Origin of the sequence: Labrys sp. LIt4 (genome assembly GCF_017813775.1) — a bacterium.
Taxonomy (GTDB): domain Bacteria; phylum Pseudomonadota; class Alphaproteobacteria; order Rhizobiales; family Labraceae; genus Labrys; species Labrys okinawensis_A.
Genome location: NZ_JAGIPY010000009.1, coordinates 184,740 through 197,611 on the forward strand (window position 1 = coordinate 184,740; position 12,872 = coordinate 197,611).

The window sequence follows — 12,872 nt, forward strand, 5'->3', positions numbered from 1 at the left end:
TTTTGTTGGGCTTATCGGAATAGCCTGGCCTTTTCTGTCAACTCAGAACTTCCAAACGAAGTTTCCCCTGACGCTCTGGTCGATGGCCTTTTCGCCGAATTGCCCGCTATAGGACACGCCGAGGCTGGCCGCGTGCGACAGCGCCACGCTGATTCCGGTATCGACCACCACGGCGTCGCGCGCAATCGGCGTGCCGCTGGCGGTGAAGGCGGAGCCATTGGCCAAGGCGAGGGCGGCCGTCGGCCTGACATCGCCAAAGGCATGGCGCCAGCCCAGGGTGGCCTGGAGGGTGGCGCTGGTGCCTTCGGTGAGATCGAAGCTGGTGGCTGCACGCAGCCCCAGAGTGGTGAAGCCCAGATTGCTGGTGTCGCCTCTGCCGGTCAAAGCCGCATCGCCGCCGGTCTCCCGGAAGCCGTCGGTGTGCAGGTTGAGATAGGCGGCATTAATGAAGGGCTCGAGGCGGAAGGCCTGGCTGTCGATGCGATAGCCGAGTTCGCCGAAGAGCTGGGCCGTGCCGGCATCGTAGCTGGTGCTGAGCCTGTCGGCAAAGCCCGGCAGCGCCACGGCGCGGTCGCTGTCGATGTCGTGCCAGGTGTAGGTTGCGCCCAGCCGCAGGGCGAGGGCGTTCCACTGCCGGCCGGCATAGAGGCCGACATGATAATTGTCGGCGGTGCCGGAGGCGGCGCGGGCATCGACGTCGAAGCTGGAATGGCTGTAGCCGGCCAAGGCGCCCAGGCGCCAATCCTGCAGGAACGAGCCTTGGACCAGCGTGTCGAAGCCGATGAGGAAGCCGCCGGTGTCGTGATCGATCCGGGCATCGCGGCCGCCGCCGCCGAGATGCCCCCAGGACCCGAAGCCCTTGGCCCAGAGGCCGGACAGGGCTGTCGGCGTGGCCGAGCCGAACGGCGCCGGCGCGGCCGCCGGCATGTTCCCGGCATAGGCCGTCGGGCCTGGGAGCATGGCTGCGGGTATGATGGCATCGAGATCGGCGCTGTAGAGCCGGTTCAGCACCGCATCGCGGATGAGGCCGCTGTCCTGGACCAGCACGCTGCGGGCCGAGGCATGGACGTCGCCGGACAGGGTCGCGAAGGCCTGGCGGGCGCTGGCGATATCCGGCGCCTTGGCGACGGCCTGATAGAGCGCGTTGCCGCTCGCCAACGTCTCCACGCTGTCGGCGACGGCGTGCTGGCTCTGGCTGGCGGCCACCGTGTCGAAGGCGACATCGTTGCGCGTCACCTTCAGATAGATGTTGTTGGCATTCTGGGACAGGCCGAGATCGACGAAGGGGGCGTTGTCGACCACCTTGGAGAACTGGCCGGTGATGCCGCCATTGGCGGTGAGAATCTTATAGGTCTGGCCGATCGTATAGGTGCCCGTGGCGGGAATCACCGAAACCGTTCCGCCGTTGATGGTGGCGGTGCCGGTGGCGTGAATGAAATCGTTCTGGCCAGCGGCATTGATGTTGACCTGGATGGTGCCGCCGTCATTGACGAAGTTGCGCACCGTCAGCGTGGTCGGCCCGCCGGCCTGGAAAGCGATCTTGCCGGCGTTCCTGACCGTGCCGGTCACGGTGGAATTGCCGCCGCCGGGGATTGCCCACAGGGCCGCGGCAGAGCTCAGCACGACGGTTGTCGCATTGCTCGCCGAGCCGATCCAATGGGCAGAATCGGCCAGGGTCACGCTGCCTCGCGAAGTACCGTTCACCGTCAGATTACCGGTCCATGTCGTGGTGCCGCGCAGACTGGCCGACAGGGTGTTTGGCCCATCCGCGGCGGGCGCCTCCACCGCCATGTCTCCGGAGAGCGTGGAATCGATCACGCTCAGGCTGAGCGCGCTGGGCAGATGGAAGATCCGGCCGGTTCCGACATTGGCGAGCAAGCCGCCGCTGCCTTTGAAGGCCGTCACGTCCGAGCCGGTCAGGCGCACCGTGGCTCTTCCGCCATCGGCATAGATGGCCGCTCCGGCCGAGTTCATCGTGAGCTTGCTATCGTCCAGAACGACGGTCGCATTTTCCGTCACGGCATTCGAGACGTGGATGGCCGAGATCGTACCCCCGGAATTGGCGCCGTCCAGCTCGCTGTGGGAGATCCTGATGGTGCTCGAACTGCCGGCGCTCAGCAGCGAGGTGCCGCTGCTCTGGTTGGTGTCGGCATGGATCGTCATGCCGGTCGCCGTCAAAACTCCGTCGGCGGCGGCCGAAAAAACACCCTGGCCTGCTCCGGTCAGCGAAATGGTTCCGCCGCCTTTCAAATCGACCCGGCTGCCATCGCTGCTGTTTGCGATGTAGAGCCAGGCACCACTGGCATTGATCGGGCCATTCACGGTGATAGTGCTGCCGGACTGGGCAGAAAGGCCGTCCGACCAGGCACCGTGGCCCACCAGGGTGGTTTGGCCGCTGAACGTCATGCGGCTGCTGCGGGAAGCTATCGCACCCCTGGCAACGTCCGCGACGTCGAGGCTCAGATCGGTCGCATAGATCGTGGCCCCCGCTACGTCGCCCCAATTGGCTTGGAGTCCGGTCGAACCCCCGCCAACGCGAACAATCCCCCCACCCTTCAGATTGATGGTGGCCCCATCCTCGGCGAAGATGCCGATATCGTAGTCATCGCCATTCAAAGCGGGTGGCACCGTGACATCGATGGGGGTGTCGGCATTGCTGTAGAGCAATGAGCCCGGGTCGATGGCATGAAAGCAGATCTCGTTCTTGCAGGTGGCCTGGGCAGGTGTGATCCGCACCGTCTGTCCGCCGCTGGCTGTCACCTGTGCATATGCGGATTGCCACAGCATGACGGCGCCGGTTGCCAGAAGAAAGCTCAGGGGCGAGCGCCGGGGCTTCCCGGAAGGAAGCGGCGCGTTTCCGATCGGCGTCATGGGGTTCCTCCTTCCACATTGCCGCGTCAATTCAGGTCTGCGCAACCGCCTGACGAGCCTGTCCGATGCCCTTGGAGAAGACATGCCGAACAGCGGGACAATGAGATATATCCCATGATTCCTTAGAATATGAATCAAAATTATCTTGATGTATTGATACTGAGAAGTGTGTGATTTTTTCTGATAAGTCGATATTCAAGAATTGGCTGGAATTGGTATAATAGTAGTCTCAAATTGAATTGATACAATCGGCGGCCACCGTCGAATCGTTTGCCGATCGTGGAAATTTTGTTGAAATTCGGCGTTTGGCAGGTGTTATCGTCACCGCGCATCGACGCGAATGCTGAATGGTTGGTTTTGCGCATCCGCGAGGAAAAAGCTGGGCTCCGGATGGCTTTGGCCGAGCGGTGAGACGGGCGGTTCCCGGTATCGCCCATCGAGAAGGGTGGCCCCGCCACCGGACGCAAGGGTGGACGGACCGCGGAGCGTACCTGCTCGCCCCCTGCTCAGGAGGCCGATTTTTCGAAGTGAAGGCGGTGGCGAGCCGCGAGAAGCGCCCGCGTTTTTGCCAGTTCTTCGTCGCGTCGAACCGCATCCCAGCCGAGAGCCGTGGCCAGGATATCGGCGATCGTCGCCAGGTCGCGGCCGCTGAGGCGGCCGGTGATGGCCAGGGTGCTGCGCCGCATCACGATATCCTCGAGCGCCACCACCTGTTCGTGGCGCGCCAGCCAATCGATTTCGGCCAGGGAATAGTCCTGGGCATCCGCCAGCCGGACCGCCTGCGGCCCCTCATGGGCGAGTATGGCCTGTGCCGTCGTGCCATAGCGTCCCAGCAGTTCGGCGGTGCGCACAGTCGATGCACCCGTTGCCTTTGCTGTCTGTTCGATCCAATGCGCGCGGGCGGCCGGATCGGCCGGATAGTCCCGTCCGCCGCCGATGGCGAGGTCTCGTGTGCCGCGCCGGCGCGCCTGGCCAAGGCGGCGCAGGATGAGATCGCTGACCTCTTCGGCAAAGCCGCGAAAGGTCGTCCACTTGCCGCCCACCAGCGAAATGATCGGATAGGCCCGGTCCTTGGCGGGCTCCAGCACGGGCGCCGAATGGTCGCGGCTGATCAGTCCGGCCGCCGTATTGCCGGAGGCGGGCAGGGGACGGATACCGGAATAGGCATAGACGATCTGGTCGCGCGAAAAGGCCAGGCCGGGCAGGAGATCGCGCAGGCTCTGCAGGAAATAGTCGATTTCCTCGTCTTCGCAGCGGACGGTGTCGGGATCATCGGCGCGGATGTCGGTCGAGCCGACCAGGGCCCGGCCGAGATAGTCGTAGACCAGGCAGATGCGCCCGTCATTGGCCTCGAAATAGATCATGCGACCGTTGAGGGCTTTCAGAAGATCGGGATGGTCGAGCAGGATATGCGAGCCCTTGGTGCCGCCGATCATCCGGGTGGGCGATCCGAGGGCCTGGTTGACCTGGTCGATCCAGGGGCCGGCCGCATTGACGACGATCCTTGGGCGAACGCTCCGCTCGGTGCCGTCGGCCCCACGCAGGCTTATGCTCTCGTTCTCGGCCGACACCAGGCTCGTATAGTTCAGGGCCTCGGAGGCCGGGCTGGCCGCCATGCCGTCCTGCAGCAGTTCCAGCACCAGCCGCTCCGGACAGGTGACCTTGGCATCGTAATAGGTGCCGGCGGCGACGATCTTCGGCGTCATCGGCGCGATTTCGGTGAGCGCGCGACCGCGGGACCACAGGGCATGTTTGGGCATGACGCGATGGCGGGCGCCATAGAAATCATAGAGCGCCAGGCCGATCTTGATGAGCACGGCGCCACGGTTGCGCGGCGCCGTGGTCGAGCCGAACAGCGTGCGCAGTGCGGCCGGTATGCCCTGCAGCCAGGAGAAGATCGGGATCACGGTCGGCAAGGGCTCGACCAGATGCGGCGCATTGCGCAGCAGGAGGTTGCGTTCCAGCGTCGACTGCGCGACGAGCCGCAATTCCCCCGTCTCCAGATATTTGATGCCGCCATGGATGAGCCGCGACGGGGCGGCGCTGGTGCCCGAGCCAAAATCGGCCTTGTCGGCGATCAGGCAGGTCAGGCCCTGCTCGCAGAGATCGCGAAACAGGCCCGCACCGTTGATGCCGGCGCCAAGAATGAGAACGTCAATGTCTTTGGTCATGTCAAATACCGATAGGACTGTGCCGAGCGAGCCAGGGTGCTAGGCCGTCTGCGAGGCCAGGGCCTCGATGCGCGGCCAGAGGGGCGCAAGCTGCGCGGCGATGTCGCAATGCAGGGCATAGCGCTCCTGCAGCTGCCGGCTGCGCGCGGGATCCGGCCGGTAATGCCGGGCGAGAGCTGCGAGATCGCGCGGATCGTCCGTCGGTGACGCATAGAGGCCCGCACCGGCGCCGGCGCACAGGGCAGCGCCCCAGGCGGCGGCCTCTTCCGTCTCGTTCACGGTCACCGGCAGGCCAAGCGCGTCGGCGAAGATCTGGGCGTAGAGGGGCTTCCTGGAAATGCCGCCCGTGAGGCTGATGGTGTTGGGAGAAAAACCTTCGCGCAGGGCGTCGACATGCACCCGATGGTTGAAGGCGATGCCCTCGATCACGGCGCGCAGCATGTCGCCGCGGTCATGCCAGCCGCGCAGGCCGAGAAAGCCGGCGCTGGCGGTCGCGCCGTGCGGCGAACCATAGAGATAGGGGTGAAAGAGCACGGTGGAGGGCCGGGCGAGCGCGGCCTCGATCTCGGCGCCGACAGCCGAGTGGATGGAGCTGTTCGTCTCCTCGGCCGTGCGGCGTTCGACGGCACACAGCGTATCCAGGAACCAGTCGTAATTGGCGGCCGACGCCGGCGATATGCTCATATGGTTCCATTCGCCCGGCTTGATGCCGTTGCGGCAGAACCATCGTGCATCGGTCTTGGGCGTGCTGGCGATCGTCTCGTTGATGGAGTAGGTCCCCGCCACGATCGCCACCGTGCCCTCGCGATGTCCGCCGATGCCGAGGGCGGAAGCGACCACGTCGTGCACCCCGGCCACCACCGGGGTCCCGGCCGCGAGGCCCGTCGCGGCGGCCGCGGCCTGGGAGACCGTACCGATGATCTCGTCCGGCCGGGTCACAGTGGGCAGGGCGCCGGCAAGGCCCTCGAGGCCGAAGATCGACAGGACGTCCGGCTCATAGACCTGGCTTTCCACCGCCGTGAACGACGTGCTCGCCTCGGTGAGATCGGTGCCGAGCGTTCCGGTCAGGCAAAAGCGCAGCCAGTCCTTGCAGGCCAGGACATGGCCGATCCGCGCGAAACGCTCCGGCTCGTGCCGTTTGATCCAGGCCAGCAGCGCCGAGGGGGCGGAGGCATGGGCGACCTGCCCGGTGCGGGCGAGCGCGGTGGTGGAGGTGCCGTCCCCGTCCCATTCGGCGACGATGGCGGCCGCCCGGCTGTCGAGCGAAAGGATGCCGTTGCCGAGCGGCCGGCGCTCCGCATCGAGAAGGTAGACGCCGTCGCCATGGGCGGTCGCGGCAACCGCCGCCACATCGCCGGCAGGGCGCCCCGCCTTTTCGAGTGCTTCGGCGATGGCCTCGGCCGTCGCCTGCCAGAGGACCGCCATGTCGCGTTCGACATGGTGGGGATGCGGGATGATCTGGGGAATGCGCCGGCGGGCAACCGCCAGCAGCGTGCCGTTTTCATCGAAGACGGCTGCCTTGGTCACCGTCAACCCATTGTCGATTCCTATGAGGGTCGGCATCGGCAGGCACTCCGTCGCGAAGGGTTGTTGCAGACAATGCGAGACCGCCGGACGAAATGCCTGGTCATGTCACGCGGTATGGGATGCGCGCTGCTTGAGCGGCGCTATCACGATGTTGATGCCGCGCGAGCGCAGCAATTCGATCTGGAGCGGGGCCATGCCGTCATCGACGATGATGGCATCGAACTCGCTGAGATTGCCCATGGCGTGCAAGGCGCGGCGTTCGAACTTGGTATGGTCGGCGAGCAGGATCCGCTTGGCCGCGCTGTCGAACATGGCCCGCTTGGTCTCGACCATCTCCGCGGACTGGTGGAACACCATGTCGTCGGTGATGGCGGACATCGACAGGAAGACGCAGTCGGCGCGAAGGCGGCGGATCTCGGCCGTGGTGGCCGGGCCCATGAAGGCGTTGCACCAGTTGTAGTAGCGCCCGCCGAGGCCGAGCAGGGTCACATCGTTTATTTCCTTCAACTCGTTCATCAGGGGGATCGAGTTGGTGATCGCGGTCAGCGGAACGCGGGCCGCGATATGGGGCGCCATCTGCAGCACGGTGGTCGAATCGTCGAAGAAGACGGCCTGTCCGGCTTCCAGGAACTGGGCGGCGACCTGGGCGATGGCGCGCTTTTCCACGGCCTGGCGCATGGAGCGGTAGACATCGCTCGACTCGACCAGGCTGGTGGGCGTGGCCGATACGATCCCCCTCGACTTGCGCAGCAGGCCGCGATTGATCAGTTCGTCGAGATCGCGGTGCACCGTCATCAGGCTGATGGCGAAGCGTTCGGCCAGTTCCTCGATGCGCATCGTGCCTTCGGCCATCACCGCCTGCATGATGAGCTGGCGGCGGGCAAGCTGCCTGGCATGGCGGCTGTCACTCGGCACCTGATCGGCGATGATCTGGTCCAGCGTTTCTTCCTGCGTGGCTCTCGTCGATGTCATGTCGGTCAGTTTCCGGATTGAGCGCGGACAGGATATCCCGAAGTGCCGGAATATGCCTGCCTGCGGCAATCACCGCTGTGGAAGGACGCGTCATCGACCTCCGGGCGTATCGTAAGTCATGGTTTGGAGCCATAATTGGCGGTACGCCCCGGGGAGCCGGGATAGCCACAAGCCATCCCGGCGTCGTCATTACTTGGCGAGCGTGAAGGCCGAGACATACTTGTCGACATTGTCCTTGGTGATCAGGACGCAGTCGAAGAGCTGCTTCTCGGAGGACGCGCCGGTCTTGCCGGTCTTGATGAAGTTGTCGGCCTGGACGACCGCTTCCTTGGAGAAGACCGCGACCGGCTGCAGGACGGTGTATTGCAGTTCGCCGGCCTTGATGGCGGCGACCGCGTCGGGCGAGCCGTCGAAGCCGCCGACCTTGACCTGCTTGAGCTTGCCGGCCTCCTTCAGCGCCGCGATGGCGCCCAGGGCCATCTCGTCATTGCCGGAGATCACGCCGACGATGTCGGGATGGGCCTGCAGCATCGACTGCATCTTCTGATAGCCCTGGGCGCGGTCCCAGTTGGCGACCTCCTTGGCGGCCTTGGTCAGGTCGGGATATTGCGTCAGCACGGTTTCATAGCCGTTGGAACGCGTGGCGGCGTTGTTGTCGGCGGGGTTGCCGAACAGCTCGACATATTTGCCGGACTTGGCGACCGAATTCACCCACTGCTCGGCACCGACGGCGGCGCCCTGCGCATTGTTGGAGACCAGCTGGGCCTTGGCGAGGCCTTCCTTGTTGATCTCGGCATTGACGAGGAACACGGGAATGCCGGCATCCACGGCCTTCTTCACCGCGCCGACCGAGCCGTCGGCATTGGCGGGGTCGAGGATGATGGCGGCGGACTTGTTGGTGATGGCGGTGTCGATCAGCGTGCTCTCGGTGTTGGTGTCGCCCTTATGGGCGGCGACCGAGGCGGTGTAGCCGAGCTGCTCGGCGGTCTTCTTGGCCACCTCGCCTTCGGTGTACCAATATGGATTGGCCGGATCGGTGACGATGATCGAGATCAGGCCGGCCGCCGAGGCCGATCCGATCAGCAGTGGGGTCACGGCGGCGGCCGCGACCAGCAAACGCATGCCTTTTTTGAACATTGGGCATCTCCCTTGATTGGTGAAGTAGTCTGCCGTCGCAAGACGGCAACGTTCCCACTGCAGATCTGTTGTTGTTGCCGAAATGGGAAAGTTTCTGTCCGAAGTCCCTAACCTTGCCGGCCGCGGGCCTTGTACTGGATCGAATTGAGCAGGACGGCGAGCACGATCACCGTGCCGGTGAAGACGGTCTGCCAGTAGGAGGACACGCCGATGATCACCAATCCGTCCGACAGGAAGCCGATGACGAAGGCGCCGAGCATCGTGCCCTGCACCGTGCCCCGTCCGCCGGTGAGTGCGGCGCCGCCGATCACCACCGCCGCAATGGCCGTGAGTTCATAGGTGGTGCCCGCCGTGGGGCCGGCGGAGGTCAGCTGCGAGGACAGCACCAGCCCTGCGATCGCCGACAGGATGCCGGAGACGGTATAGACGGTGATCTGCACGCGCTTGACCGGCACGCCCGACAATTCGGCGGCCCGCGCATTGCCGCCCGAGGCGTAGAGCCAGCGGCCGAAGGCGGAGCGGCCGAGCACCAGCGCCGTGACGATGGCGAGCGCCGCCAGGATCACAACCGAGATCGGCACGCCGAACAGGCGATTGAAGCCGAGCCATTCGAAGCCGGTATTGCCGAGATCGTCATGGCCGGAGAGATTGTTGTAGGTGAGGCCATTGGTCATCAGCAGCGCCACGCCGCGGGCGACATACATCACGCCCAGCGTCGCCACGAAGGCAGGCACGCGGAACCAGGCGATGAGCACGCCGTTCAGCGCGCCGACCAGACCCCCCACCACCAGGGTCAGCACCACGATGGCCCAGACCGGCGGATAGAGGATGACGCCGGCCACTTGCAGGGTGACGCCTCCCATCAGGAAGCCGGCGACGCAGCCGGACAGCGCCAGCACGGAACCCACCGAAAGATCGATGCCGCCATTGAGGATCACCAGCAGCATGCCGAGTGCCAATACGCCGTAGATGGCCACGTGCGAGGCCATCGTCAGGAAATTGCCGACTGTGAAATAGTTCGGCGACAGGAACGAGAAGACCGCGACGATGAGGATCAGCGCGAAGAAGGCCCGTCCTTCGAGAAGCAGTCGGCCGAGGCCGGGGCCTGATTTCTGCCCCTTGGCGCTCGTACTTGCAGTGGTGTGCGACATGGGCAGGCCTCCTAAAAGCCTAGGGCGCTCTGCGATGTGCCGGCATCGGCAGCGCTCGCAAAGTCGCGTCGAAACGAAGAGTTAGAGCCAGGATGCGATTTCATGCGAATGCGCCTTGCTCCGGAGGATCCATCAATGGACCACGGCTTCGCCGGAGGCGGCCATGATCTCGTCCTTGCTTGCGGTGGAGCCGAATTCGGCGACGATACGGCCCTTGCGCATGACGATGATGCGATGCGCGACCGAGAGGCATTCGCCGACTTCGGAGGTGGAGTAGACGACGGCGAGGCCGCGGCGCGCGCCCTCGGCGAGGAGCCGGAACACCTCGGCCTTGGCGCCGATGTCGATGCCGCGGCTTGGCTCGTCGAGGAGGATCACCTTGGGATTGGTGGCCAGCATCTTGCCGATCACCACCTTCTGCTGGTTGCCGCCGGAGAGCGAGCCGATAGGCGCTCCGCCTCCCGCGGTCTTGACCGTGACCTTGCGGATGGTGTCGTCGATCAACTGCTGTTCGATCCTCAGGGAGGTAAACAGGCCGCGGGTGAAATCGGCGATCGAAGCCAGGGAGAGGTTCTGGCCCACGCTCATGGTCTGCACCAGGCCATCGCGCTGCCGGTCCTCGGGAACCAGGGCCAGGCCGGCCCGGATGCGGCGGGCGATGGTCAGGCCCGAGACCTCGTCGCCTTCCAGCAGGATCTGGCCGGAGGAGGCCTTGAGGCGTCCGGCCAGGGTCTCCAGCAATTCGGTCCTGCCGGCGCCCATCAGGCCGTAAATGCAGACGATCTCGCCGGCCTTGACGTCGAGCGACAGCTTGTCGACCACATTGTAGCCGCCGCCGGCGGGATCCGGCACCGTGAGTTCGCGCACCGACAGCGCCGTGGCGCCGAAGTCGTAGCCCTCCGGCGGGGAGCCGAGATCATAATTCTCGCCCACCATGTTGCGCACGATCCATTTGAGGTCGATCTCGGAACGCGGGGCATAGGCCGTCATGGTGCCGTCGCGCAGGACCACGGCATGATTGGTGATTTCGAGCGCCTCTTCGAGATGATGCGAGATATAGACGATCGACACGCCCCGGCTGGTGAGGTCGCCGATGACCTTGAACAGCACGGCCACCTCGCTCGCCGAAAGGGCGGAGGTTGGCTCGTCCATGATCAGGATGCGGCTGCGGACCGAGAGCGCGCGCGCGATCTCGACGATCTGCTGCTGCCCGAGCCGCAATTCGCCGACCGGGGTGAGAGGGTCGATGTCCTCCTCCAGTTCGGCCATCAGAGCCCGCGTCTCTTCTTCCTCCCGGGCGAAGTCGACGCCGGTGCGGCCCATGATCTCGCGCCCCATGAAGATGTTGTCGCGGACCGACAAATTCGGCGCGAGGGAAAGCTCCTGGTGGATGATCGAGATGCCGCGGTCGCGGGCGTCCGACGCCGAGGAAAATACGACGGGCTCACCGTCGAGAAGGATCTCCCCGGATGTCGGGGTCACGATGCCCGACAGGATCTTCATCAGCGTCGATTTGCCGGCGCCATTTTCGCCGAACAGGGTCGTGACCTGACCGCGATGAATGTCGAAGTTCACGCCTTTCAGGGCGTGCACATTGCCGTAGGACTTGGCCACGTTGCGCGCGGCCAGCACGACCTCGGGTGCCTGAGCGCCGGAAGGGGAGGATTCGCCGCTCATTTCACCGTCACCGCCACGGGTGTGATCAGCCAGTTTTCCGGGTTCACCAGCCGGAAGGCACCGACGATCTCCAGGGTCTTGCCGGTGAGATTGGCGGTGTCGATGCCGGCGAGAACCTGCTTCTTCATCTCGCGGTTGATGGCCGAACCGGCGTTCTGGTACTCGATCTGGTTCTTGAACTGGCCGAAGGCGATATCGCCCGGCGCATCGCGAAGATCGGTTCCGTTGATGGCGGGCCCGGTCTGCACGCGCACGCCGATGGAGGCCGGCAGCCCGTCCACGGTGAGCTTGTAGATGCCCGCCTTCTGCTCGCCGGCAACGCCGGTCAGGCGGACGGGGATGATCGAGCCCGTCGAGGCCGCGGTTCCGTATTTCGCGGCGGCCGCGGCCTTGTCGGCCAGAATCTCCGGTGCGAGGGTCTTGGCCTCCACGGCGCGCTGTTCGATGGCCGCCTTGATTTGCGGGAAATGCTCGGCGCCATAGGTGTCGGGTGAAAAGGCGGCCTGGCGCACGTCGTCCTTGGAACCGATCTGCACGATCCGGGTATCGAAGGCGATTCCCGCGGCGACGAGAACCGCCAGTGCCGGCACGATCAGCCGGGCACGCCGGCCGGTGTTGGGCGCCCTCACGGATGCACCATGACTATTGCTCATGACGAAACCCACCCTGTTCGCTGCGAAGGAGCGGGATGCATGGGTGAGGGGTCGCCCGGCCGAGGCTAGCCCCGGCTTGCGCCGCAAGCACGGGCCCGGTGCGCGGATTGCGCAGCATGGCTCCTCCCATTCTGCCGTTGATCGGACCCGCTTTCACGGGCCGGAAACGGCTCTCTCGCTGATCATTGAGATATGTTATATATGTGTTTTATAAAACGTCAACAGAGTTATAATCTCGACTCGTGGATTTGACGAAAAACTTTCCTAAAAAGGATACTCTCCCGATGCGGGGGCTTCGATGGTGCAGTGTGTCCTCCAACGCGCCGCGTGCGTCCTTGCAGAGTGGGCGGCCGGGCGAACTGGCGGGACCAAAGAATCGTCAATATTGAAGTTTATATATTTAAATCAAAGAGATAGTACGATTTTTCTGACCGGTAGGGCGGGGTGCCCGGCGATTTTTTCTTGCTTCCCGCTAGGAGGGGCTGGTTGGCGGCCGCAGCTTTTTGGGCGCAACGTCCTTTCCCGTTAATCGACGGGGTCGCCTGAAATAATATCTTGTCTCAGCAATAAATTACGTGACGTATGATATCTTTGTGATATATAGGTCGCAGAGATCACAGATCGATCCGCACGGCGTATACCGCCGGCGATGAGTGGGAGGCCTGGCCCTGCCTGGGAGGTGGATCATGCGCGGAACTGTCGACCTGTCCTTT

Annotated in this window: 8 protein-coding genes; all 8 read right to left on the reverse strand. The window is 64.5% G+C overall.

Features of this window, described 5'->3' with window-relative positions:
- Nucleotides 1-42 precede the first annotated feature (42 nt).
- Nucleotides 43-2,871 carry an autotransporter domain-containing protein gene (locus J8I29_RS18255; protein WP_209432746.1) on the reverse strand — a complete coding sequence of 943 codons (2,829 nt, stop codon included), beginning with the start codon at nt 2,869-2,871 and terminating at the stop codon, nt 43-45.
- 506 nt (nt 2,872-3,377) lie between these two features.
- Nucleotides 3,378-5,042: a glycerol-3-phosphate dehydrogenase/oxidase gene (locus J8I29_RS18260; protein WP_209432747.1), complete on the reverse strand. Its 1,665-nt coding sequence runs from the start codon at nt 5,040-5,042 to the stop codon at nt 3,378-3,380.
- 39 nt (nt 5,043-5,081) lie between these two features.
- Entirely contained in the window at nt 5,082-6,605 is a 1,524-nt protein-coding gene (locus J8I29_RS18265) for an FGGY-family carbohydrate kinase (protein ID WP_209432748.1), read from the reverse strand.
- A gap of 69 nt (nt 6,606-6,674) precedes the next feature.
- The gene (locus J8I29_RS18270) at nt 6,675-7,541 is read right to left on the reverse strand and encodes a DeoR/GlpR family DNA-binding transcription regulator (protein WP_209432749.1); all 867 of its coding nucleotides are present in this window, start codon (nt 7,539-7,541) and stop codon (nt 6,675-6,677) included.
- Between the two features lie 189 nt (nt 7,542-7,730).
- Complete coding sequence (locus tag J8I29_RS18275; RefSeq protein ID WP_105860298.1) at nt 7,731-8,678, reverse strand: D-ribose ABC transporter substrate-binding protein; 948 nt, start codon at nt 8,676-8,678, stop codon at nt 7,731-7,733.
- A gap of 107 nt (nt 8,679-8,785) precedes the next feature.
- The gene (locus J8I29_RS18280) at nt 8,786-9,829 is read right to left on the reverse strand and encodes an ABC transporter permease (protein ID WP_105860299.1); all 1,044 of its coding nucleotides are present in this window, start codon (nt 9,827-9,829) and stop codon (nt 8,786-8,788) included.
- Between the two features lie 132 nt (nt 9,830-9,961).
- On the reverse strand, nt 9,962-11,506 hold the full coding sequence (locus J8I29_RS18285) for a sugar ABC transporter ATP-binding protein (protein ID WP_209432750.1): 1,545 nt from the start codon (nt 11,504-11,506) through the stop codon (nt 9,962-9,964).
- Nucleotides 11,503-12,159 carry a DUF2291 domain-containing protein gene (locus J8I29_RS18290; RefSeq protein WP_105860301.1) on the reverse strand — a complete coding sequence of 219 codons (657 nt, stop codon included), beginning with the start codon at nt 12,157-12,159 and terminating at the stop codon, nt 11,503-11,505. The genes J8I29_RS18285 and J8I29_RS18290 overlap by 4 nt, the downstream gene beginning before the upstream one ends.
- Between the last annotated feature and the right edge of the window lie 713 nt (nt 12,160-12,872).

Excerpts from the sequence above, each read along its gene's own strand:
- J8I29_RS18255 (WP_209432746.1), bottom strand. The coding sequence starts at position 2,871 with ATGACGCCGATCGGAAACGCGCCGCTTCCTTCCGGGAAGCCCCGGCGC.
- J8I29_RS18260 (WP_209432747.1), bottom strand. The coding sequence starts at position 5,042 with ATGACCAAAGACATTGACGTTCTCATTCTTGGCGCCGGCATCAACGGT.
- J8I29_RS18265 (WP_209432748.1), bottom strand. The coding sequence starts at position 6,605 with ATGCCGACCCTCATAGGAATCGACAATGGGTTGACGGTGACCAAGGCA.
- J8I29_RS18270 (WP_209432749.1), bottom strand. The coding sequence starts at position 7,541 with ATGACATCGACGAGAGCCACGCAGGAAGAAACGCTGGACCAGATCATC.
- J8I29_RS18275 (WP_105860298.1), bottom strand. The coding sequence starts at position 8,678 with ATGTTCAAAAAAGGCATGCGTTTGCTGGTCGCGGCCGCCGCCGTGACC.
- J8I29_RS18280 (WP_105860299.1), bottom strand. The coding sequence starts at position 9,829 with ATGTCGCACACCACTGCAAGTACGAGCGCCAAGGGGCAGAAATCAGGC.
- J8I29_RS18285 (WP_209432750.1), bottom strand. The coding sequence starts at position 11,506 with ATGAGCGGCGAATCCTCCCCTTCCGGCGCTCAGGCACCCGAGGTCGTG.
- J8I29_RS18290 (WP_105860301.1), bottom strand. The coding sequence starts at position 12,159 with ATGAGCAATAGTCATGGTGCATCCGTGAGGGCGCCCAACACCGGCCGG.